Source organism: Ramlibacter albus, assembly GCF_014297445.1.
In the GTDB taxonomy this organism is placed as follows: Bacteria; Pseudomonadota; Gammaproteobacteria; order Burkholderiales; family Burkholderiaceae_C; genus Ramlibacter; species Ramlibacter albus.
In genome coordinates this window covers 152,779-175,963 of record NZ_JACORU010000008.1, presented here as the reverse complement: position 1 = coordinate 175,963, position 23,185 = coordinate 152,779, and the positions used below count along the sequence as shown (strand labels likewise).

General features: G+C 67.3%; 20 protein-coding genes. 15 read left to right on the top strand and 5 right to left on the bottom strand.

The window, feature by feature from the left end; translation table 11 throughout:
• Window positions 1–12: 12 nt before the first annotated feature.
• Window positions 13–1,449, bottom strand: coding sequence for a mannose-1-phosphate guanylyltransferase/mannose-6-phosphate isomerase (locus tag H8R02_RS20910; RefSeq protein ID WP_187083428.1), 1,437 nt, complete (start codon window positions 1,447–1,449; stop codon window positions 13–15).
• A gap of 48 nt (window positions 1,450–1,497) precedes the next feature.
• Here H8R02_RS20910 and H8R02_RS20905 point away from each other — a divergent pair, with 48 nt between their 5' ends.
• Complete coding sequence (locus H8R02_RS20905) at window positions 1,498–2,364, top strand: phytanoyl-CoA dioxygenase family protein (protein WP_187083427.1); 867 nt, start codon at window positions 1,498–1,500, stop codon at window positions 2,362–2,364.
• A 10-nt stretch (window positions 2,365–2,374) separates the two neighbouring features.
• Here the strand turns inward: H8R02_RS20905 and ntrC are convergent, their stop codons facing one another.
• The 4 genes from ntrC to glnA all read right to left on the bottom strand — a co-directional run bounded on the left by ntrC (window position 2,375) and on the right by glnA (window position 7,033).
• On the bottom strand, window positions 2,375–3,880 hold the full coding sequence (gene ntrC, locus H8R02_RS20900) for a nitrogen regulation protein NR(I) (RefSeq protein WP_187083426.1): 1,506 nt from the start codon (window positions 3,878–3,880) through the stop codon (window positions 2,375–2,377).
• A 28-nt stretch (window positions 3,881–3,908) separates the two neighbouring features.
• Window positions 3,909–4,979, bottom strand: coding sequence for a nitrogen regulation protein NR(II) (gene glnL, locus H8R02_RS20895; RefSeq protein WP_187083425.1), 1,071 nt, complete (start codon window positions 4,977–4,979; stop codon window positions 3,909–3,911).
• 4 nt (window positions 4,980–4,983) lie between these two features.
• The gene (locus H8R02_RS20890) at window positions 4,984–5,493 is read right to left on the bottom strand and encodes a hypothetical protein (RefSeq protein ID WP_187083424.1); all 510 of its coding nucleotides are present in this window, start codon (window positions 5,491–5,493) and stop codon (window positions 4,984–4,986) included.
• A gap of 121 nt (window positions 5,494–5,614) precedes the next feature.
• Entirely contained in the window at window positions 5,615–7,033 is a 1,419-nt protein-coding gene (glnA, locus tag H8R02_RS20885; RefSeq protein ID WP_187083423.1) for a type I glutamate--ammonia ligase, read from the bottom strand.
• Between the two features lie 302 nt (window positions 7,034–7,335).
• Between glnA and H8R02_RS20880 the strand changes: the two genes are divergently transcribed.
• The 14 genes from H8R02_RS20880 (at window position 7,336) to H8R02_RS20815 (ending at window position 23,149) form a co-directional block, all read left to right on the top strand.
• Window positions 7,336–8,496, top strand: coding sequence for a LegC family aminotransferase (locus tag H8R02_RS20880; protein ID WP_187083422.1), 1,161 nt, complete (start codon window positions 7,336–7,338; stop codon window positions 8,494–8,496).
• Between the two features lies 1 nt (window position 8,497).
• Complete coding sequence (locus H8R02_RS20875; RefSeq protein WP_255429458.1) at window positions 8,498–9,202, top strand: sugar transferase; 705 nt, start codon at window positions 8,498–8,500, stop codon at window positions 9,200–9,202.
• Between the two features lie 67 nt (window positions 9,203–9,269).
• The gene (locus tag H8R02_RS20870) at window positions 9,270–10,235 is read left to right on the top strand and encodes an NAD-dependent epimerase/dehydratase family protein (protein WP_354004960.1); all 966 of its coding nucleotides are present in this window, start codon (window positions 9,270–9,272) and stop codon (window positions 10,233–10,235) included.
• Between the two features lie 177 nt (window positions 10,236–10,412).
• Window positions 10,413–11,237: a glycosyltransferase family 2 protein gene (locus H8R02_RS20865; protein WP_187083420.1), complete on the top strand. Its 825-nt coding sequence runs from the start codon at window positions 10,413–10,415 to the stop codon at window positions 11,235–11,237.
• Entirely contained in the window at window positions 11,234–12,370 is a 1,137-nt protein-coding gene (locus H8R02_RS20860; protein WP_187083419.1) for an N-acetyl sugar amidotransferase, read from the top strand. Before H8R02_RS20865 ends, H8R02_RS20860 begins: the two co-directional genes overlap by 4 nt.
• A complete protein-coding gene (hisH, locus tag H8R02_RS20855) occupies window positions 12,367–12,981 on the top strand; it encodes an imidazole glycerol phosphate synthase subunit HisH (protein ID WP_187083418.1) in 615 nt (204 codons plus the stop codon). Before H8R02_RS20860 ends, hisH begins: the two co-directional genes overlap by 4 nt.
• Before the next feature lies 1 nt (window position 12,982).
• Window positions 12,983–13,735 (top strand): AglZ/HisF2 family acetamidino modification protein, encoded by a 753-nt coding sequence (locus tag H8R02_RS20850; protein WP_187083417.1) that lies wholly within the window; start codon window positions 12,983–12,985, stop codon window positions 13,733–13,735.
• Window positions 13,736–13,753: 18 nt separating this feature from the next.
• Window positions 13,754–15,883 carry a bi-domain-containing oxidoreductase gene (locus H8R02_RS20845; RefSeq protein ID WP_255429457.1) on the top strand — a complete coding sequence of 710 codons (2,130 nt, stop codon included), beginning with the start codon at window positions 13,754–13,756 and terminating at the stop codon, window positions 15,881–15,883.
• Complete coding sequence (locus tag H8R02_RS20840) at window positions 15,880–17,724, top strand: heparinase II/III family protein (protein WP_187083415.1); 1,845 nt, start codon at window positions 15,880–15,882, stop codon at window positions 17,722–17,724. Before H8R02_RS20845 ends, H8R02_RS20840 begins: the two co-directional genes overlap by 4 nt.
• A complete protein-coding gene (locus H8R02_RS20835) occupies window positions 17,721–18,977 on the top strand; it encodes a glycosyltransferase family 4 protein (protein ID WP_187083414.1) in 1,257 nt (418 codons plus the stop codon). Before H8R02_RS20840 ends, H8R02_RS20835 begins: the two co-directional genes overlap by 4 nt.
• Complete coding sequence (gene wecB / locus H8R02_RS20830) at window positions 18,974–20,116, top strand: non-hydrolyzing UDP-N-acetylglucosamine 2-epimerase (protein WP_187083413.1); 1,143 nt, start codon at window positions 18,974–18,976, stop codon at window positions 20,114–20,116. Before H8R02_RS20835 ends, wecB begins: the two co-directional genes overlap by 4 nt.
• A 3-nt stretch (window positions 20,117–20,119) precedes the next feature.
• Window positions 20,120–21,367 (top strand): UDP-N-acetyl-D-mannosamine dehydrogenase, encoded by a 1,248-nt coding sequence (gene wecC / locus H8R02_RS20825; RefSeq protein WP_187083412.1) that lies wholly within the window; start codon window positions 20,120–20,122, stop codon window positions 21,365–21,367.
• Between the two features lie 86 nt (window positions 21,368–21,453).
• Window positions 21,454–22,572: a DegT/DnrJ/EryC1/StrS family aminotransferase gene (locus H8R02_RS20820; protein WP_187083411.1), complete on the top strand. Its 1,119-nt coding sequence runs from the start codon at window positions 21,454–21,456 to the stop codon at window positions 22,570–22,572.
• 1 nt (window position 22,573) lies between these two features.
• The gene (locus H8R02_RS20815) at window positions 22,574–23,149 is read left to right on the top strand and encodes an acyltransferase (RefSeq protein WP_187083410.1); all 576 of its coding nucleotides are present in this window, start codon (window positions 22,574–22,576) and stop codon (window positions 23,147–23,149) included.
• The last annotated feature ends 36 nt before the right edge of the window (window positions 23,150–23,185 follow it).

Sequence of the window (23,185 nt, the reverse complement as noted above, 5' to 3'; positions counted from 1 at the left end):
GGGCGCGGGCGCTCAGGCCTGCTTCTTCGTCGCGTCCGCGATGGGCACCACGCGCCCGTAGTTGTCGTCGAGGCGCACGATGTCGTCCTCGCCGAGGTAGCTGCCGGACTGCACCTCGATCATCTCCAGCGGCGTCTTGCCCGGGTTGTGCAGGCGGTGCACCTCGCCGAGCGGGATGTACGTCGACTGGTTCTCCGAGAGCAGGAAGGTTTCCTTGCCACGCGTGACTTCCGCGGTGCCGCGCACGACGACCCAGTGCTCGGAGCGGTGGTAGTGCTTCTGCAGGCTGAGCGAGGCGCCCGGGTTCACCACGATGCGCTTGACCTGGAAGCGGTCGCCCTGCTCGATCGCGTCATAGGTGCCCCAGGGGCGCGCGACGCGCCGGTGGTTGACGGCTTCGGGGCTGCCGCGCTTTTCGAGCTCGGCGACGACGTTCTTCACCTGCTCCGCCTTCGAGCGGTCGGCGACGAGCACGGCGTCGGCGGTGTCGATGACCAGCAGGTTCTCGGTGCCCAGCACCACGACCGTCCGCGTGGGTGCGTGGACGAAGTTGTTGCGGGCGTCGATGGCGATGCCCTTGCCGTCGATCCGGTTGCCGTCGGCATCGGCCGGCCACATGTCGGCCACCGCGTTCCAGCTGCCGACGTCGCTCCACTGGCCGCCGAACGGAAAAACCGACACCGCCCCATGGCGCTCCATCACCGCATAGTCGATGCTCTCGGAGCGGCACGCCTGCAGCGGCGCTTGCGCGGGACGGATGAAGATGCCGTCCGCCTTTGCGCCCGCCATCGCGAGGCGGCACTGCGCGAGGATGTCTGGGGCGTGCTGCTCCAGGGCTGCGAGCAGCGTACCGGCCTTGCAAAGGAAAATGCCGGCGTTCCAAAGCACGCCGCCCGAGAAGAGGAGTTGCTGCGCTCTTTGCGCATCCGGCTTCTCGATGAAGCGGGCGACGGCATGGCCGCCGTCCGCGCGCGCGGCGCCGCGCTCGATGTAGCCGTAGGCGGTGCTCGGGAAGGTGGGCACGACGCCGAAGGTCACGACCTGCCCTTCGTTCGCGCAGGGTGCGGCCGCGCGGACCATCGCGGCAAAGCCCTCCACATCGGGGATGTGGTGATCCGACGGGCAGAAAAGCAGCAACTGGTCCGCGCCGGCAGCTTGCAATGCGGCGAGTGCCATTGCCGCTGCCGTGTTGCGCGCCACCGGCTCGAGCAGGATGCTGCCGGTGACGCCCGCGGACGACATGGCTTCCACCACCATGAACCGGTGCGTTTCGGAGCCGACGCAGATGACGCCTTCAGCGGGCGAAGCCAGCGGACGCACGCGCTCGAGCGTCAGCTCGATCAGGCTGCGCCCGCCGATCAGGGGCACGAATTGTTTTGGAAACGCCTTGCGCGAGAGCGGCCACAGGCGGGTGCCGGAGCCGCCGCAGAGGATCACCGGCTGGATCATGGCGGGATGGTACCCGAGGGTTGTGCGTAAGATAGTGCGGAGGTGACCATGCCGATCCTGAACGATCTCCAGCGATTCTCCTCGCCCGGGTGGTGGCGGGAATTCGCACCCTCATTGCACGTCGAGGACGCGGACTTTCTCGCTGGCCAAGCCGTCGCCGAGGTCGACCCGGCCACGGCCGAGTCACTTCGCGCGGCGATCCTCAAGGAGGGCTATTTCCAGCTGCCGCCGGAGCGTTGGCAACTGCCGATCGCCGGACTGGCTGAAGCGGTGCAGCGCCTTTCGACCACCGACGTGCCGCTGCCCTTCAGCTTCGTGTACGACGAGTTCTGGTGCCTGTACTTCCGCTTGAACAAGTTGATCGAGGCTGTACTCGGGCCCGGTTTCCAGCGCCTCCCCGACTTCTGGGCCTGGCTGGTCAATCCCGAGACAGAGGAGAGCGGCTGGGCCCCACACCGTGACAAGGGCTCCAGGTCGCTGTTCCCCGACGGCTCGCCGCAGTCGATCACGATCTGGCTGCCGCTCACCGACGCCACCCCCCTCAATGGTTGCATGTACGTCGTGCCCGCCGACCGCGACCCGGTATACGGCACGCCGCGCGATGGCGAACGCACCTTCCGTTACCAGGACATCCGGGCACTGCCGGCAAGTGCCGGCAGCATCCTGTGCTGGAACCAGGCCTTGCTGCACTGGGGGTCGCGCTCCTGCGGGCGCGCGAGCGGCGCGCGCGTGTCCGTTGCCTTCGAGTTCCAGGCGGGCGGTGTGCCGCCCTTCAACGAGCCGCTGACGAACCCCTACGAGATACCGGGCTTCGACTTGCGGGTGCGGCTCATCGGCAAGCAGCTGCTGCAGTACACGCACATGTACCCCCTCTCGCCGCAGATGCAGATGCTTGCGAGGATCCTGACGCGTTGATCCGGGCCGTTCACTCCTCCAGCCCGAGCTCCTGGATCTTGCGCGTGATGGTGTTGCGGCCAATGCCGAGTTTCTGCGCGGCCTCGATGCGCCGGCCGCGGGTGTTGGCGAGCGCGGTGTGGATCAGGCGCGACTCGAACCGGCGCGTGAGCGCGTCCCAGACGTCGTGGCGCCCGGCGAGCAGCATTTCCATGGCTTCGGCTTCGAGGGCCGACTCCCAGTCGTGCGAGCCGGACGCGGCTGCCACCGGCGCAGCAGCAGCGACAGCTGGAGCCGGCGCGGCACCCTCGTCCGCGTGCACGGCAGCCTCGGCCTGCGCGGGCTTCGCCACGACCTGAGGCGCACTTTCGGGGACACCCCCCACCTCCGGCGGCAAGTCCTTCGCCTCGATCAGCTGCGCCGGCGCCATCACCGTGAGCCAGTGGCAGATGTTCTCCAGCTGCCGCACGTTGCCGGGGAAAGCGAACGAGGTGAGCTTGGCGATGGCCGCATCGGAAATGCGCTTGGGCTCCACCCCGAGTTGCTTGGCGCTTTGCTGCAGGAAATGCCGCGCCAGCATCGGGATGTCCTCGCGCCGCTCGCGCAGCGCAGGCAGGCGCAGGCGGATGACGTTGAGGCGGTGGAACAGGTCCTCGCGGAAGTTGCCCTCCTTGACGCGCTGCTCCAGGTCCTGGTGCGTCGCGGCAATCACGCGCACGTTGGCCTTGATGGCGTTGTGCCCGCCCACGCGGTAGAAGTGCCCGTCGCTCAGCACACGCAAGAGGCGCGTCTGCAGGTCGAATGGCATGTCGCCGATCTCGTCCAGGAAGAGCGTGCCGCCTTCGGCCTGCTCGAAGCGGCCGCGGCGCATGGTCTGCGCGCCGGTGAAGGCGCCGCGCTCGTGTCCGAAGAGCTCGGACTCCAGGAGATCCTTGGGAATGGCCGCGGTGTTGATGGCCACGAAGGGCCCGCCGGCACGCGGCGAATGCTTGTGCAGCGCGCGAGCGACCAGCTCCTTGCCCGAGCCCGACTCGCCGGTGATCATCACCGTGACGTTGCTTTGCGACAGCCGCCCGATCGCACGGAACACGTCCTGCATCGCCGGTGCCTGGCCCAGCATCTCGGGTGTGCCGGCCATGCGCTCCTCGGCGACCTCTTCGCGCTGGCTTTCCTCCACCGCGCGGCGGATCAGCTCGATGGCCTTGGGCAGGTCGAAGGGCTTGGGCAGGTACTCGAACGCGCCGCCCTGGAAGGCGGACACCGCGCTGTCGAGGTCCGAGAACGCGGTCATGATGATGACGGGCAGCCCCGGGTGCCGCTCCTTCACCTTCGTGAGCAGGTCCAGCCCGTTGCCGCCCGGCATGCGGATGTCGCTCACCAGGATCTGGGGGCCGTCGTCGTCGTTGGCGGTGTCCAGGGCCGCGAGCACCTCGCGCGCATTGGTGAAGCTGCGCGTGGGAAGGTCCTCGCGCATCAGCGCTTTTTCCAGCACGAAGCGGATGGATTGGTCATCGTCAACGATCCAGATCGGCTTCATGCTGGCCTTTGTTTCCTCGAGTCCTTGTTTACGGCAACGGTATCAACACCGTGAAATCCGTCCTCCCCGGCACGCTGTCGCATTCGATGAGGCCATGGTGCTGCTGCACGAACGTCTGTGCAAGCGTCAACCCGAGCCCCGAACCGCCGTCGCGCCCCGAAACCAGCGGGTAGAAGATGCGGTCCTTGATCGATTCGGGCACGCCGGGCCCGTTGTCGATGACATGCAATTCCAGTGCCAAGCGATAGCGCTGCTTGCCGAAAGTGACCTGCCGCGCGATGCGCGTGCGGAACACGAGCTCCGCGTCGCCGGCGGCGATGCGCTCGGCCAGCGCCTGGCAGGCGTTGTGCGCGATGTTCAGCACGGCCTGGATCAACTGCTCGCGGTCGCCGCGGAACTCGGGGATCGACGCGTCGTAGTCGCGAACGACCGCGAGGCCCTTGGGGAACTCGGCCAGCACGAGCGAGCGGACGCGCTCGCACACCTCGTGGATGTTGACGTCGCCCACGACGTGCGGCTTGCGATGCGGCGCGAGCAGGCGATCGACCAGTGTCTGCAGCCGGTCCGCCTCGTGGATGATGACCTTGGTGTAGTCCTTCAGGCCGCCGTCGACCTCCATCTCCAGCAGCTGCGCCGCGCCGCGGATGCCGCCCAGCGGGTTCTTGATCTCGTGCGCAAGGTTGCGAATGAGCTCCTTGTTCGCCTCGGCCTGGTCGATCATGCGCTCCTCGCGCTCCTGCTTGGACTGCGCCTCGAGCGGCAGCAGCTCGACGACGAACTCGTCGTCGCCCACTTCGGTCTGCGCCAGCACCACATGCACGGGCAACGGCTCGCCGCTGGCGCGGGCCAACTGCGCGTCGTAGCGAAGGGCGGCGTACTCGTTGCGGCTGGCGCCGTCGAGCGCGACGCGCAGGACGTCGGGGCGCGTGAAGAAGTTGGGGAACGAGGAGCCTTCGATCGTGCGCCGCGAGGAGCCGAGGGCGTCCTCCAGAGCGGAGTTGGCGAAGACGATGCGGCCGTCGCCGCGGACCACGGCCACCAGTGTGGCCAGCAGGTCGAAGGCCTGGAAACGGGGAGTGCTGGCGTAGGGAGGCGTCAAGGCCTCATTGCTTTGCAGGAACCGTGCCGCCGCCCACGCGGGCGAGCTCGCGGCGGATGCCCGCGATGTCGTTCTCGGTGCGCGCGATGCTGTCCTTGAGGTTGGCGACGCGCTCGATGTACTTGGCGTGGTTGCGATGCTCGGGGCCCAGCTTCTCGGGTTCGCCGTTGTTGTATTCCTTGACCAGCTCTTCGCGCTTGGCTTCGGCCTTCTTCAGTTCGGCTTCGAGGATGGCCCGCGAATCGGCGTCGCGCGCCTTCTGGTCCTCGCTGGCCCCCGAGCGGGCCTGCGGGGCGGTGGCGACCTTCACGCCGTTGGTGTTGACACGCGTGCCCTGCACGATGGTGACGTTGCCGCCTTCGACAGGCTTGCAGCCCTTGGTCTTCGCCTCGGCGGCGTCGTTGGTGTAGCTGTTGCCGCAGCGCCAGATGGTGCTGTCGGGCTTGGGCGCGGACTGGGCGTGGGCTGCGGCGGCGAGGACGAACGTGGCGACGGGGACAACTATCGATTTCATGACCTACCCCTTGCAGAGGACGGTCTATGAGTATGAACCAAAATCAAAAAAGTTCCATAAGTTCTTGACCTGTAAAGGAAAAAGCCCGCCGAAGCGGGCTTTTTGCAACGGTGCCTGCGCTTTACAGCGAGTAGTACATGTCGAACTCGATGGGATGGGTCGTCATGCGGAAACGCGTGACTTCCTGCATCTTCAGCTCGATGTACGCATCGATCAGGCCGTCGGTGAACACGCCGCCCTTGGTGAGGAAGGCGCGGTCGTTGTCGAGGCACTCGAGGGCCTGGTCCAGGCTGTGGCACACGGTCGGGATCTTCGCGTCCTCTTCCGGCGGCAGGTGGTACAGGTCCTTGGTTGCGGCCTCGCCCGGGTGAATCTTGTTCTCCACGCCGTCCAGGCCCGCCATCAGCATCGCGGAGAACGCGAAGTACGGGTTGCAGGTGGGGTCCGGGAAGCGCACTTCGATACGGCGGCCCTTCGGGTTCGCCACGTACGGGATGCGGATGGACGCAGAGCGGTTGCGGGCGGAGTACGCCAGCTTCACCGGGGCTTCGAAGCCGGGCACCAGGCGCTTGTAGCTGTTGGTGCCGGGGTTGGTGATGGCGTTGAGCGCGCGGGCGTGCTTGATGATGCCGCCGATGTAGTACAGCGCGAACTCCGACAGGCCGGCATAGCCTTCGCCGGCGAACAGGTTCTTGCCGTCCTTCCACACGGACTGGTGCACGTGCATGCCCGAGCCGTTGTCGCCCACGACGGGCTTCGGCATGAACGTGGCCGTCTTGCCGTAGGCGTTGGCGACGTTGTGCACGACGTACTTGAGCAGCATCGTCCAGTCGGCGCGCTGCACCAGCGTGCTGAACTTGGTGCCGATCTCGTTCTGGCCGGCGCCCGCCACTTCGTGGTGGAACACCTCGACCGGGATGCCCAGCGACTCGAGGATCAGGGACATCTCGGCGCGCATGTCCTGCGTGCTGTCGACCGGGGGCACGGGGAAGTAGCCGCCCTTGACGGTGGGACGGTGGCCACGGTTGCCGCCTTCGATCTTCTTGCCGGTGTTCCAGGGGGCTTCGTACTCGTCGATCTCCACGAAGGAGCCCTCGGGGCCCGCGCCCCAGCGCACGTCGTCGAAGATGAAGAACTCGGGCTCCGGGCCGAAGAAGGCCGTGTCGCCCAGACCGGAGGCCTTGAGGTACGCCTCGGCGCGGCGCGCGAGCGAGCGCGGGTCGCGCTCGTAGGCCTTGCCGTCGCCCGGCTCCAGCACGTCGCACGAGAGGAACAGCGTGGTCTCTTCGTAGAACGGGTCGATGTTGGCCGTGTTGGGGTCGGGCATGAGCAGCATGTCGGATGCCTCGATGCCCTTCCAGCCCGCGATCGACGAGCCGTCGAAAGCGTGGCCGGACTGGAACTTGTCTTCGTCGAAAGCGGAGATCGGCACGGTCACGTGCTGCTCCTTGCCGCGAGTGTCGGTGAAGCGGAAGTCAACGAACTTGACCTCGTTCTCCTTCACCATCTTCATCACGTCTGCGACGGTCTTGGCTGCCATCAGGTTTCTCCAGGGATGGGGGTTGTTGATTGGATTGTGCGCGGCTGTGGATGCAGGTTCTGTGCCAAAGCTGGTGCATGGCGGCTGCGGCTGAGCGGGGGGATTGTCGTTGATTTAGCGACCGTTTCACCGTTGCCATGTGGCTCACTTGCAGGGGCGAACCTTGCGACTCCCGGTTTTGGTGCTTATGCAGAGTGCGCACCATATTAGTTCACTGACTGGATGCGCAGATCCGTAGATAGGCCCTGAATTGGTGCGGCAAGTTGACGCCGATGTCGGCAATGTATGATGAGCAACGAATCATGAACAGCGCGCTCCACCACAAAGAACGAATCGTCGAGTTCGTCCGCGGCATCTATGGGCCCGACTTCATCCCCCTGCACCGCCCCGTCTTCGCCGGCAACGAGAAGAAGTACCTGGCGGAATGCATCGACTCGAACTTCGTCTCGTCGGTCGGCCAGCGGGTGAATGACCTGGAACAGCAACTTGCATCCTTCACCGGTGCGCGTTTCGCGATCGCGGCGGTGAACGGCACCGCCGCGCTCCACATCGCGCTGGTACTCGCCGGCGTGCGCCCGGACGACGAGGTAATGACCCAGCCGCTGACGTTCGTCGCCACCTGCAACGCGCTGAGTTATTGCCATGCCCACCCGGTCTTTGTGGACGTCGACAAAGACACGCTCGGGATGAGCCCGACCGCCGTCGCGCGCTTCCTCGAGGCGAATGTGGTCGTGCGCGACGGCAAGGCCGTGAACCGCACGACCGGACGCCGCGTTGCAGCCTGCGTGCCGATGCACACTTTCGGGCTACCTTGCCGCATCGACGAGATCGTGAAGGTGTGTTCGGAGTTCGGCATCCCGGTGATCGAAGACGCGGCCGAGTCGCTCGGCAGCTACGTGGGCGAGCGTCACACGGGCACGATCGGCGCGATCGGGACCCTCAGCTTCAACGGCAACAAGGTCATCACCACCGGCGGCGGGGGCGCGATCATCACGAACGACGAGGAGATCGCCAAGCGCGCGAAGCACCTCACCACGACGGCCAAGAGGCCGCACCCTTATGAGTTCTTCCACGACGAGGTGGGCTACAACTACCGCATGCCGAACCTCAATGCGGCGTTGGGCTGCGCACAGATGGAACAGCTGCCTGGCTTCCTTGAAACCAAGCAGGGCATCGCCAGGCGCTATGCAGCCTTCTTCTCGGGCCTCGGCATCCCGTTCCTCCAGGCGCGTGCGGGCACCCGCTCGAACCACTGGCTCAATGCGATCCTCCTGGAGTCGAAAGCGGAGCGTGACGAGTTCCTGCGCTACACCAACGACCAAGGCGTGATGACGCGCCCGATCTGGACGCTGATGAACCACCTGCCGATGTTCAGTGCGTGCCAGCGTGACGACCTCGTGAACTCGCTCGAGCTCGAACAGAGGGTCGTGAACATCTCCTCGAGCGTTCCCGACCCGCGCTGACATGGCTTCGATGCGTCGTGCCGCGCGTGCACTGCAGCGGTTGGCGGACATCGTGCTCTCCGCCGCCGCACTGCTCGTCCTCTCGCCGCTGCTGCTGCCGGTGGCGCTGCTGCTGCGGCTCACCGGCGAAGGCGAGGTCTTCTACGTGCAGCCCCGGGTGGGAATGGGTGGACGCGAATTCGGCGTCCTGAAGTTCGCCACGATGCTCAAGGACAGCCCGAACATCGGCGCCGGCACGGTCACGGTGCGCGACGACCCGCGCATCCTCCCGGTGGGCGGTTTCCTGCGCAAGACGAAGATCAACGAGCTGCCGCAGCTGCTCAACATCCTTTTCGGCGACATGAGCGTCGTCGGCCCGCGGCCGCTCGTGCGCAAGGCGTTCGAGACGTACGACCCGCAGACGCAGGAAATCATCAAGCGGCTGCGCCCGGGCCTGAGCGGCCTGGGCTCCATGGTGTTCCGCAACGAGGAGGAAATCCTCCACGGCTCACAGGACCCGCTCGCGTTCTACTACCGCGTGGTCGGCCCCTACAAGGGACAGCTGGAGCGCTGGTACTACGAGAACGCCTCCCTGGCCGTCTACATCAAGGTGATCGTGGTCACCGCCATCCTCGTCGTGCGGCCCGATACCGGGCTGGTGTTCCGCGTCTTCAAGGACCTGCCCGAGCCGCCGCCCGAACTGCGGGATGTGCTGCTTGGCACGTGACGCGGCCGCTCGCGGGGTTCAAACTCGTCTACATTTCCGGTTCGATACAGGAGAAACCTTGAAAACTGTGCTTGTGACCGGCGGTGCCGGCTATATCGGTTCCGTGCTCGTGCGGCTGCTGCTCGCCGGCGGCTATCGCGTGCGAGTGCTCGACTCGCTCAAGTTCGGCGGCGAGGCCTTGTACGAGGTGGCGCAGGACCCGTCCTTCCAGTTCATGAAAGGTGACGTGCGCGAGGCCGCCGACGTGCGCAAGGCGCTGGACGGCGTGGACGCCGTCGCGCACCTCGCGGCGATCGTCGGCGACCCGGCCTGCTCGAAGTTCCCGGACGAAGCGCGCGAGGTGAACTGGGGCGCGGCCGTGCAGCTGTTCGATGAGGCCGAGAAGGCGCGCGTGGGCCGCTTCGTCTTCGCCTCGACCTGCAGCAACTACGGCAAGATGGCGGATCCTGACGCCTACGTGGACGAGCAGTCCGAGCTGCGGCCCGTCTCGCTCTACGCCGAACTGAAGGTGAAGTTCGAGAAGTTCCTGCTGGAGGACCGCAAGGGCAGCGCAGTCTGCGCCACGCCGCTGCGCTTCTCGACGGTGTACGGCTTCTCCCCGCGCATCCGCTTCGACCTGACCGTCAACGAGTTCGCGCGCAACGTGTGCATGACGGGCAAGCAGGAAATCTGGGGCCCGCAGTTCAACCGGCCCTACTGCCACGTGAACGACCTCGCGCGCTCCGTGATCGCGACGCTCGAGGCGCCACAGGAGAAGGTGCGCTCGGAGGTGTTCAACGTCGGCGACACGTCGGAGAACTACACCAAGAGAATGCTCATGGAAGTCATCCAGAAGGAAGTCCCCGGCGCCGAGGCGATCTACGTCGAACGCACCGAAGACCCCCGCGACTACCGCGTGAACTGCGACAAGATCCGCAGCGTGCTCGGCTTCTCGATCACGCGCCGCGTGCCGGACGGTGTGCGGGAAATCACGCGGCTGATGCGCAGCGGCATCATCGCCGACCCTTACTCGGAGCGGTTCAGGAACGTTTGAACGGGCGCCGCCGTCAGCCGGCCGCCTGCGCGGCCGGCGGCGATCCCCGCTGCCTGCCAGCTCCGGCGCAGGTTCGCCGAGATTGCCGGGAACGCGCCGGGCTGGCGGGCCTGCCGATTTCAAGCCACAAGAAGATATCGACATCAACCCCGGACTGTTGGTATCCAGAGACCCTCCATGAAGCTCGGCTACGTCTGCACCAACTACAACAACTCGGCGGTGACGGTGGACGCCGTGAAGACGCTGCTAGCCAACCGCGGCCACGAGATTCGCATCGCGGTCGTCGACAACGCGTCGCAGCAGCCTGCGCGCGACCTGCTGCGCGACGCGCTTTGCGGCGTGCCGGAAGTGACGTTGATCTTCAACGAGGAGAACCTCGGCTACTTCGCGGGGCTGAACACCGGGTTGCGCGCGCTGCGGGCCCTCGACCCCGGGATCGAGTGGATGGTCGTCGGCAACAACGACCTGCTCTTCGACGCCGACTTCTGCGACCGCGTGGAGCAGCACTCGGCCGCGCTCGGCGCCTACCCGGTGATCTCCCCGGACATCGTGACGGAGGACGGCGAGCACCAGAACCCGCACGTCATCTCGGGCATCGGGCGGTTCCGCGAGTTCATGTACGACGTGTATTACTCCAACTACTACGTCGGCCGGCTCGTCCTGCTGGCCGCGCGCCTGCTGCGCAGCCTCGTGGACCGTCCCGATGAACTGCAGTGGCGCGTGGAGCAGACGATCTACCAGGGCCACGGCTCCTGCTACCTGCTCACGCCGCGCTATTTCCGCCTTTTCACGGAGCTGCCCGCCCGCACGTTCCTCGTCTACGAGGAGTACTTCCTCAGCCTGCAGCTGTCCGAGGCGGGCGAAAAGCTCTTGTACACTCCGGCACTGAGAGTCACGCACCGATGGCATTCCACACTGAGCCAGCTGCCAAGCCGAACATGGTGGGCCTTGGCGAAAGCCTCGCACAAGGAATATCGCAAGTACGTACGGGTGTTGGGATGAGCCGCCCGTACCAGATCTGCACGAACTGCGTGATGGACACGAGCGACAGCTCGATCGTGTTCGACGCCCAGGGCGTATGCGACCATTGCCTGACCTTTCGCAACGACGTCGCGCCTCATTGGCACCCGGACGAGACGGGCCAGCGGATGTTCCAGGAGCAGATCCAGCAGATCCGCAAGGCCGGCAAGGGCGCCCAGTTCGATTCGATCATCGGCCTGAGCGGCGGGCTCGACAGCTCGTACCTGCTGCACCTGGCGGTCACCGAATTCGGGATGCGCCCGCTCGTGTTCCATGTCGACGGCGGCTGGAACTCCGAGATCGCCGTCAACAACATCCACGTGCTGGTGGACAAGCTCGGGCTGGACCTGTACACGGAGGTGATCAACTGGGAGGAGATGCGGGACTTCCAGCTCGCCTTCTTCAAGGCCGGCGTGCCGCACCTGGACATCCCGCAGGACCACGCCTTCGTGGCCACGCTGTACCACTTCGCGCACAAGCACAGGATCAAGTACATCCTCAACGGCGGCAACTTCGCGACCGAGTGCGTGCGCAACCCGCTGGAGTGGCTCTATTACGGCACGGACATGGCGCAGCTGCGCGACATCCACGGCCGCTTCGGCACGCGGCCGCTGACCACCTACCCGTTCAGCAGCATCTTCTTCCACAAGATCTACCTGCGCTACGTGCGCGGCATCCAGGTCATCAAGCCGCTGAACTACCTGCCCTACACCAAGGAGAAGGCCGTCGAGACGCTTTCCGCGGTGTACGGCTGGAAGGCCTACCCCCAGAAGCACTTCGAGTCGCGCTTCACGCGCTTCTACGAGGGCTACTGGCTGCCCACCCGCTTCGGCTACGACACGCGCCGCGTGCAGTTCTCCAGCCTGATCCTCACCGGGCAGATGAAGCGCGAGGACGCCCTCGCAAGGCTGGAGTCGCCCGCCTACGACCCCGAAACCATCGCTGCCGACTTCGAGTACATCGCGACCAAGCTGGGCATCACCCCCGAGGAGCTGCGCCACTACCACGAGATGCCGAAGAAGACGTTCCGCGACTACCGCAACCAGCGGTACATCTTCGAGCTCGGCGCGAAGGTCCTCAAGCTGCTCGGCGTGGAGAAGGCGGTGAAGCGGTGATCGGCATCATCGATTACGGCTCCGGGAACATCCATGCGATCGCCGACATCTACAAGGCGCTGAACGTCCCGCACCGGATCACGCGCGACCCCGCGGAACTCGCGCAGTCCGACCGCTACATTCTGCCCGGCGTCGGCGCGTTCGACACCACCATGCGCCTGATCGAGGAATCCGGCTTCCTCGACACGCTGCGCGAGCAGGTGCAAGGCCGCGGCAAGCCCCTGCTGGGCATCTGCGTGGGCATGCAGGTGCTTGCCGCCGGCAGCGAGGAAGGCGAGCGTGCCGGCCTCGGCTGGGTCCAGGGCATGGTCAAGCGCATCGACACGTCCCGGCTCACGCGCCCGCCCCTGCTGCCGCACATGGGCTGGAATTCGCTCGACGTGCGCGAGGCTTCCCCGTTGCTGGAAGGCGTCGACACGCAACGCGGCTTCTATTTCCTGCACAGTTTCTGCTTTCACGTCGACGCGCCCGGCCGCAGCCTCGCGACGGCGCAGTACGGCGAGCCGCTGCATTGCGTGGTCGCGCAGGGCAACGTGTACGGCATCCAGTTCCATCCCGAGAAGAGCCACGCGAACGGCGTGCGGGTCTTCCTCAATTTCGCGAAGCTCTAGCATGCTGCGATCGCGCATCGTCCCTTGCCTGCTGATGCAGGACGGCGGCCTGGTGAAGACCCGCGGGTTCGGCGCGCCGAAGTACGTGGGCGACCCGCTCAACGCGGTCAAGATCTTCAACGAGAAACAGGTCGACGAGCTGATGTTCCTCGACATCGACGCCTCGGCGAAGCGGCGCCCGCCCGACTTCAAGCGCCTGCGCAGCCTGGCCATCGAGTCGCGCATGCCGCTTTGCTACGGCGGCGGGGTGACCCATGCGGACGAGGCCGTGAAGATCATCTCCTCGGGCTTCGAGAAGGTGTCGGTCAGCGCCGCGGCGCTGGCGCGGCCGGCCCTCGTGCGCGAAATGGCGCAGGCCGTGGGCACGCAGAGCGTGGTGGTCACGATCGACGTGAGGCGCAACCGGCTGCTTGCGGGTTACACGATCCATTCGCTCAACGGCCGCGAGAAGCACCGCACGCCGCTGCTCGAGTTCTGCCGCCAGGCCGAGGACCTCGGCGCCGGCGAGCTGGTGATCAATTCGATCGACCGCGACGGCGAGATGGCCGGCTACGACCTCGATCTCGCGCGGCAGGTCCGTGCCGCCGTCTCGATCCCGCTGACCTTCGTCGGCGGCGCGGGCAACGTGCAGCACATGCAGGAGCTGATCGACGCCGTCGGCGTCGTGGGTGCCGCCGCCGGCAGCATGTTCGTGTTCAAGGGGCCCTTCCGGGCCGTACTGATCAGCTACGACCGGCCCGCGCGGCTCGCCTGAATCCCGATGAGACAACTGATGCAGAACCTGGGCAACGGCGAGACGCAGCTCGTGCACGCGCCCGCGCCGCGGCCCAAGCCCGGCCAGGTGCAGGTGCTCACGCGAGCGAGCCTGATCTCCGCCGGCACCGAGCGCATGCTGGTCGAGTTCGGCCGCTCCAACCTGCTCGAGAAGGCGCGGCAGCAGCCCGAGAAGGTCCGCCAGGTCCTCGACAAAGTGCGCACCGACGGGCTGGTGTCCACCCTCGAGTCGGTTCGCTCCAAGCTGGCGCAGCCGATTCCGCTGGGCTACAGCAACGTGGGCATCGTCGCCGCCGTCGGCGCCGGCGTCACCGGCTTTCGCCCGGGTGACCGTGTCGTCTCCAACGGCTCGCACGCAGACGTCGTGACGGTCGCGGCGAACCTGTGCGCGCGCATCCCCGACGGCGTGCCGGACGAGTCGGCGGCATTCACCGTCGTCGCGAGCATCGGGCTGCAGAGCCTGCGGCTGGCCCAGCCCACCGCCGGCGAGGCCTTCGTCGTCAGCGGGGTGGGACTGATCGGCCTGCTGACCGTCCAATTGCTGCGGGCCCACGGCTGCCGCGTGCTGGCGCTCGATTACGACGAAGCGAAGCTGGCGCGGGCCGCCGCGTTCGGCGCCGAGACGCGCAGCCTGCGAGGCGGCGAAGACCCCATGGCCGCCGCGCTCGCCTTCAGCCGCGGCCGCGGCGTCGACGGCGTGATCGTCGCCGCCAGCACCAGGTCGTCCGACCCTGTCACCCAGGCCGCGCGCATGTGCCGCAAGCGCGGGCGCATCGTGCTGGTCGGCGTCACGGGCCTCGAGCTGAACCGCGCGGATTTCTACGAGAAGGAACTCACGTTCCAGGTGTCCTGCTCTTATGGGCCCGGCCGCTATGACCCGGCTTACGAGGAACAGGGGCGGGACTACCCCGTGGGCTTCGTGCGCTGGACCGAGCAGCGCAACTTCGAAGCCGTGCTCGACCTGATGGCCGCGGGCCAGCTCGACCCGAGCTCGCTCGTGACGCACCGGTTCGACTTCGAGGCCGCGACCGAGGCGTACGCCGCGCTGACCGACGACCCCGGCGTGCTGGGCATCGTCATGCGCTATGCCCACCCGGACGAAGGCCGGCTGGAGACGACGGTCGCGCTGCCGGCCAGGACGGCGACGCCGCCTTCGGGGGCGCCTTCGTTCGCTTTCGTCGGCGCGGGCAACTATGGCACCCGCGTCCTCATCCCGGCCTTCCGTGCGGCCGGCGCGCGGCTGCACACGATCGCCAGCAACACCGGCGTAAGCGCAGCGGTCGAAGCCGGCAAGTCGGGCTTCGAGCAAGCCACGACCGACCTCGCGAGCGTCTTTGAGGGCGCCGCCTGCGAGACCGTCGTGGTCGCCACCCGCCACGACAGCCATGCGCAGCTGGTCGCCCGTGCGTTGCGGGCCGGCAAGCACGTCTTCGTGGAGAAGCCATTGGCCGTCGACGAGGAAGGCCTGGCGCTCGTCGAGGGGGCGCTGCGCGAGTGCGCGGCGGCCGCCGGCGGCGCGCCCCAGTTGATGGTGGGCTTCAATCGGCGCTTCTCGCCGCACGTGCGCAGGATGAAGGAGCTGCTGGAGCCGCTGGCCGAGCCCAAGTGCTTCATGATGCTGATGAACGCCGGCGCGATCGCGCAGAGCCACTGGACCCAGGATGCCGACGCCGGCGGCGGCCGCATCGTGGGCGAGGCCTGCCACCACATCGACCTCATGCGCTACCTCGCCGGCTCGCCGATCGTCTCGGTCCAGGCACGGCGCATGGGGGACACGCCGGCTGTGCCGGTGACGGAGGACAAGGCCGCCATCACCCTCGGTTTCGAGGACGGCTCGTTCGGAACCATCCATTACCTGGCCAACGGCTCGAACCGGTTCCCGAAGGAGCGCATCGAGGTGTTCGCCGCCCAGCGCGTGCTGCAGCTTGACAACTTCAGGTCGCTGCGCGGCTATGGCTGGCCCGGGTTCGGCAAGATGAACCTCTGGCGGCAGGACAAGGGCCAGGCCGCGTGCGTTGCCGCGTTCATCGCGGGGCTGCGCGAGGGCGGGCCGGCCATCCCCGCCGGCGAGATCCTGGAGGTTGCGCGGGTCACGCTCGAAGCCGCGCGGATCCTGCGGCAGCAATGACGCGGTTCGCAACGCGCGCGCGGACCCTTTTCGCGCTCGGGCCGGCGAACGTGCTGCGCGTCGCGCTGTACCGCGCCGGCCTGCGCAGCGGCCTGCACCCCGTGCAGCGAGTCCGCGCCCCGGTGCCGCAGGGTCCCTTCTTCACCCGGGCGCACCCTGCCTTGCCGGGTTGCCCGCCGCCGGGACGCAACTGGGTCGAGCACACTGTCCTGTTCGGGCACCTCGAGATCGCCCACCGCCTTCCGCAATGGCGCTCCCATCCCGTCACGGGCGTGCGCTGGCCGCGCGCCGACCGGCCGTGGTGGGAGATCCCGGACTTCGACCCCGCCGCGGGTGACGTGAAACTGGTGTGGGAATGCTCGCGCATGGACTGGGTGCTGGCATTCGCGCAGCGCGCCGCTCTCGGCGAGGCGGGCATGCTGGATCGCCTGAACGCATGGCTGGCCGACTGGTGCCGCGACAACCCGCCCTACACGGGCCCGAACTGGAAGTGCGGGCAGGAAGCCTCCATCCGTGTCATGCGGCTCGCGGGCGCCGCCCTGGTCCTGGGCACCCCGAACGAGCTTTCCCCCGGCGCGGCGGACTTCGTCGTCATGCACCTGCGGCGCATCCTGCCGACGGTGGCCTACGCGCGCGCGCAGGACAACAACCACGGCACGTCCGAAGCCTGCGCGCTCTTCGTCGGCGGCACCTGGCTCGAAGCGGCCGGCGACGCGCGCGCCGGCGACTTCGCACGCACCGGCCGCCGGCTGCTCGAAGAGCGCGTCGCACGGCTCGTGGGTGAGCAGGGGACCTTCAGCCAGTACTCCGTCACCTACCATCGCGTGCTGCTCGACACGCTCTGCCTCGCCGAAGCCTGGCGCCGCGCGCTGGGCTGCGCCGCGTTCTCGCCGGCCTTCGCGCAACGCGCCGCCAGCGCTGCGCGCTGGGCGGCGAGTGCCGTGGAGCCGGGCAGCGGCGATGCGCCCAACGTGGGCGCGAACGACGGCGCATGCCTGTGGCCCCTGTTCGATGGCTGCGACCGCGACTTCCGGCCCTCGGTGCAGGCTGCGACGGCGCTCTTCAGCGGCACGCGCGCCTACGACGGATCGCGACATGACGCCGTCCTGCTGTGGCTGAGGGTGCCGCCCGCGCAGGGCACGCCGGCCGGGCCGGGCAGCCTCGACGCGCGCGATGGCGGCTTCGCGATGCTTCGCAGCGGCGCTGCCCTGGCGCTCGTGCGGTATCCGCGGTTCCGGTTCCGACCGAGCCAGGCCGACGTCCTGCACGTGGACCTGTGGGTCGGCGCCCGCAACATCCTGCGCGACGCGGGCACCTGCAGCTACAGCGCGCCCGCCCCATGGGACCGCTACTTCCCCGGCACCGAAAGCCATAATACGGTGCAGTTCGACGGCCGCGACCAGATGCCGCGCCTGGGCCGCTTCCTGTTCGGGGACTGGCTGCGCTGCGACGGCAAGTGCGAATTCAGCGATGACGGCGACGGGGTGTCGCTGATTGCCGGGTACCATGATGCGAAGGGTGCATGGCACCGGCGTCGCGTGCATCTCCAGGAGGACAAGCTGCAAGTGGAGGACGATTTCGGAGGATTCGAACGCAAGGCGGTGCTGCGCTGGAGGCTGGAGCCGTCCGCGTGGCGACTCGACCGCCGCGACGGGCATATCGCCCTCGAGGCGCCGGGCCTTCGCGCCACGTTCGACTGCGGCGAGGCCCTGGCCGGCTGCCGCATCGTCGAAGGCCGCGAGTCCCGCCTGTACCTGCAGCACACACCGCTGCCCGTGCTGGAGATCGAGCTGGGGCGCCCCGGCACGGTGAACAGCTGCCTGATCTGGGATCGCGCGTGAAGGTCCTCTATTTCCACCAGCACTTCGTCACGCCCAAGGGGCCCGGCGCGGTGCGCTCGTACATGATGGCGCGCCACCTGGTCGAACACGGGCATTCGGTGACGATGGTGTGCGGCAGCGCCAAGGGTGCGACGACCGGCCTGGACGGCCCGTTCACGCGCGGCATGCGCCAGGGCATGGTCGACGGCATCCGCGTCATCGAACTCGACCTGGCCTATTCCAACAGCGACGGGTTCGCGAAGCGCTCGTGGACCTTCATCCGCTTCGCGCTGCGCAGCATCCTGCTCGCCCTGCGCGAGCCGTGCGACCTGGTGTTCGCCACGAGCACCCCGCTGACTGCCGCCCTCCCCGGCATTGCCGCCCGCTGGCTGCGCGGCAAGCCCTTCGTCTTCGAGGTGCGCGACCTGTGGCCGGAATTGCCGCGGGCGATGGGCGTCATCCGCAACCCCGTCGTGCTCGGCGCGATGGGCGTCCTCGAATACGCCGGCTACCGGTCGGCGTCGGCGCTGGTGGGCCTGTCGCCCGGCATCGTCGAAGGGATCGCCAGGCGCGGCACACCCCCGGGGCGCATCCACATGGTGCCGAACGGCTGCGACCTCGACATCTTCGCAGCCGAGACCGAGCCGTGGCGCCCCGAGGGGGTGGCGTCCGGCGACCTGATGTGCGTCTTCGCCGGCACGCACGGCATCGCGAACGGGCTGGACAGCGTGCTGGACGCCGCGGCGGTGCTGCAGGGCCGCGGCCGCGCCGACATCAAGCTCGTGCTGGTCGGCGACGGCAAGCTCAAGCCGGCGCTGGTGCGCCGCGCCGCGCAGGAGCGCCTGGACAACGTGGTTTTCCTCGCCCCGGTCAACAAGGCTCGGCTCGCCGGCCTGCTGGCGGGCACCGATATCGGCCTGCAGGTCCTTGCGGACGTGCCGGCCTTCTATTACGGCACTTCGCCCAACAAGTTCTTCGACTACCTCGCGGCCGGCCTGCCGGTGCTGACGAACTACCCCGGCTGGGTCGCCGACCTCGTGCAGCAGCATGATTGCGGCTGGGGCGTGCCTGCGCGCAACCCCGAGGCATTCGCCGACGCGCTGGAGGAGGCCGCCCGCCACCGCGAGCGCCTGCCGGTGATGGGCGCGAATGCCCGCACGCTCGCGCGCACGCAGTTCAGCCGCCGGGTGCTTGCGGCGCGCTGGACCGCGGCGGTGCTCGGCGTCGCGGCACCGCACGCGCAAGCCACCACGGAGAGCCCCGAGAGCCGATGAGCCGCAGGAAGATCCTCCTTGCCTTCGGGACGCGCCCGGAGGCCATCAAGATGGCGCCGGTCTACCTCGCGCTGCGTGAACGCACGGACACCATCGAAACCGTGCTGTGCACCACGTCGCAGCACCGCCAGATGCTCGACCAGGTGCTGGACCTCTTCGCCATGAGCCCCGACGTCGACCTGAACGTGATGCGGGAGGGCCAGGACCTCTACGACGTCACGTCGGCCGTGCTGCTGGGCATGCGCGATGTGCTGCGTGCACGGCGTCCCGACATCGTGCTGGTGCACGGCGACACGACCACCACGCTGGCGGCCTCGATGGCCGCGTTCTACGCCGGCATCCCCATCGGCCACGTCGAGGCGGGCCTGCGCACGCACGACGTGCGCGCGCCGTTCCCCGAGGAGTTCAACCGGCAGGCCACCTCGCGCATCAGCTCCTGGCACTTCGCGCCGACGAGCGAGGCGCGCGACAACCTGCTCGCCGAGGGCGTCGCGCCGGCCGCCATCGAGGTCACCGGCAACACGGTCATCGATGCGCTGCTGCTCACGCTGCAGCGCATCGAAGCCACGCCGGAGCTGGCCGGGCAACTCGGCGCGGAACTCGGCGCATTGCTGCCTTTCGACTGGCGCAGCCGGCGTTACGTGCTGATCACGGGCCATCGCCGCGAGAACTTCGGGGCCGGCTTCCGCGCCATCGTCTCGGCGATCGAGTCGCTTTCGCGCCGCCACCCGGACGTTCACTTCGTGTACCCGGTTCACCTCAACCCGAATGTGCAGCAACCCGTGCGCGAGGTGCTCAGCGGCCTGCCCAACGTGCACCTCATCCCGCCGCTGGCGTACGCCCCGTTCGTGCTCCTGCTCAAGCACTGCCACCTCGTGCTGACCGACAGCGGCGGCATCCAGGAGGAGGCGCCCAGCCTGGGCAAGCCGGTCCTGGTGATGCGCAACGTGACGGAAAGGCCAGAGGCCGTGGCGGCCGGCACGGTGCAGCTGGTCGGCTCATCCGCCGAGCGCATCAGCGCGAGTGTTTCCGCGCTGGTCGACGACGCCGACGCCTACCGCCGCATGTCGCGCGCCCACAACCCGTACGGGGACGGGCTCGCCGCGTCCCGCATCGTGCGCAAACTCGAGTCGCTCTGAACCATGCAAGACAAGAAGATCTGCGTCATCGGCCTCGGCTACATCGGCCTGCCGACCGCCGCCCTGCTCGCGAGCCACGGCTACGACGTGGTCGGCGTCGACCTCAATGCGCATGCCGTGGAAACAATCAACGCGGGACGCATCCACATCGTCGAGCCTGACCTCGACGCCTTCGTGCGCTCCGCGGTGTCCGCCGGCCGGCTCAAGGCCTACACGACGCCCCAGGCGGGCGATGTGTACATCATCTGCGTGCCGACCCCCTTCACTGAAGGCGGCGCGGTCCCGAAGCCGAACATCGACTACGTGCTCGCGGCCACGCGATCGATCGCCGGCCTGGTCAAGGCAGGCGACCTTGTCATTCTCGAATCGACCTCCCCGGTCGGCACGACGGAGGAAGTGGCCCGGGCGCTCGCCGACGGCGGCGCGGACGTCTCGCGCGTGCACGTGGCGTACTGCCCCGAGCGAGTACTGCCCGGCAAGATCATGACGGAGCTGCTCGACAACGACCGGGTGGTGGGCGGCCTCACGCCAGCCGCGACCGAGGTCGTCGGCAATTTCTACCGCACATTCGTGCGCGGCAACGTGCTGCAGACCGAGGCGCGAACGGCGGAGATGTGCAAGCTGACAGAGAACAGCTTTCGCGACGTCAACATCGCCTTCGCCAACGAGCTGTCCGTGATCTGCGAGAAGGAAGGCATCGACGTGTGGGAGCTGATCCGGCTGGCGAACCGTCATCCGCGGGTCAATATCCTGCAGCCGGGCGCGGGCGTCGGCGGGCATTGCATCGCGGTCGACCCGTGGTTCATCGTCGCGCGCGACCCGGAGAATGCTCGCCTGATCCGCACCGCGCGCGAGGTGAACAACGACAAGACCGCGTGGGTCGTCGAGCGGATCAAGGCCGCCGCAGACGCACGCGGCGGCCCGCGGCGCAAGGCGCGCGTCGCGTGCCTCGGGCTGGCGTTCAAGCCCGACATCGACGACCTGCGAGAGTCGCCCGCGCTGTCCGTGGCGCAGCAGCTACACGCCGGGGGTTATGATGTTCTCGCGGTCGAGCCGAATGTCGAGGCGCACGAGCTCCCGCTGTACAAGCTCGAGGAGGCATTGGCGATGGCCGACGTCGTGGCGGTACTCGTGAAGCACCGGCAGTTTGTCGACGCTCGCGCCACCGGTGTCTTCCAGCGCTCCGGCGTCCTCGACTTCTGCGGCGCGCTGGGATCCGGCTCATCGACAAACCCGCGGTCAGGAACGTAGCGACATGACGTCCCTGACGATCCAGCCTTTCGCCCGAGCCCGCAAATTGCAGGCCGCGGAAGATCGCGTTGATCAAGAGTGCCCCCATGAGCAATAACATCTACGTGACCCAACCGGCTTTGCCCCCGCTGGACGAGTTCACGCCGTACCTCAAGCAGATATGGGAAAACAAGATACTGACCAACGGGGGGCCGTTCCACCAGCAGCTGGAACAGGCTCTGTGCGAGTATCTGGCCGTCGACCACCTGGCCCTCGTCACCAACGCCACCATCGGCCTGGTCACGGCGCTTCAGGCGCTTCGCATTTCCGGTGAAGTCATCACCACGCCCTACTCGTTCGTCGCCACGGCTCATTCACTGCTGTGGAACGGCATCACACCGGTCTTCGTCGACATCGACCCGAAAACGCTCAACCTCGATCCCGCGAAGATCGAGGCCGCCATCACGCCACGTACCACGGCAATCCTTGCGGTTCATTGCTACGGTCACCCGTGCGACGTGAAGGCCATCCATGACATCGCCGACCGCTTCAACCTGCGTGTCATCTACGACGCTGCGCATGCCTTCGGGGTGAGTAACGCGCAAGGCAGTGTCCTGCGCCACGGCGATCTGTCGGTGCTGAGCTTCCACGCCACCAAGGTCTTCAACACATTCGAAGGCGGCGCGATCATATGCCCGGACGCCAAGACGAAGACTCACATCGACCGCTTGAAGAACTTCGGCTTCACCGACGAAGTCACCGTGGTGGCCCCCGGGATCAATGGAAAGATGAGCGAAATCAATTCCGCGTTCGGGCTCTTGCAGCTCAAATACGTGGACCGCGCCCTGGCCCGTCGCAGCGAGATCGACCGAGTCTACCGGGATCAACTGGCCGGCGTTCCGGGCATTCACTGCCTCGAGCCTGCATCGTCCAAACCCGAGGGCTACAACTCCAATTGTTCCTACTTCCCGGTGCTGGTGAGCGCCGAGTATGGGGCCAGCCGCGACGCGCTGTACCAGAAACTCAGGGATAACAACGTCTTTTCGCGGCGCTATTTCTATCCGCTCATTTCGGATTTCCCGATGTACCGCGGCCTGCCGTCGGCCAGCCGCGCCAACTTGCCGGTTGCGGCGCACGCGGCGGATCGCGTGCTGTGCCTGCCGATCTACCCGGCGCTGGCCGCTGCCGACCAGCAGCGCGTCATCGATCTCGTCAGAGGAGACTGACGTGGCCATACTGAACGAACAAGAGCTCGCCGCCATGGGCTTCGCATCGGTCGGGCGTGGCGTCAGGGTGTCCGACCGGGCCTCGTTCCACGGCCCCTCACGTATTCACCTGGGCGACAACGTTCGCATCGACGACTTCTGTGTCCTTTCCGCCGGCAAGGGCGGTATTCGCCTGGGCAGTCATATCCACGTCGCGGTTTATTCGTGCATGCTCGGGGCAGGCAGCATCACGCTCGGCGACTTCTCCAACATCTCCTCGCGCGTCTCGATCTACTCGAGCAGCGACGACTACTCCGGCGCAACGATGACCAATCCGACCGTGCCCGAGAACTACAAGAACGTCGATCACAGAGACGTGTACATCGGCCGGCACGTCGTCATCGGCAGCGGGTCCGTCGTATTGCCGGGTGCCATCCTGGAAGACGGCGTGGCAGTCGGGGCACTGAGCATGATGCGGGGTCGCTGTCCGGCGTTCGGTATCTACGCCGGGGTCCCCGCGCGCCGCATCCGCGAGCGCAGCCGCGACCTTCTCGATGTTGAACAGCGTTTCCGGCTCGAGCACGTCGCAGGCGCGTGACTGCAGGTCGCGCAATCTATTGGTCACATCGACTAC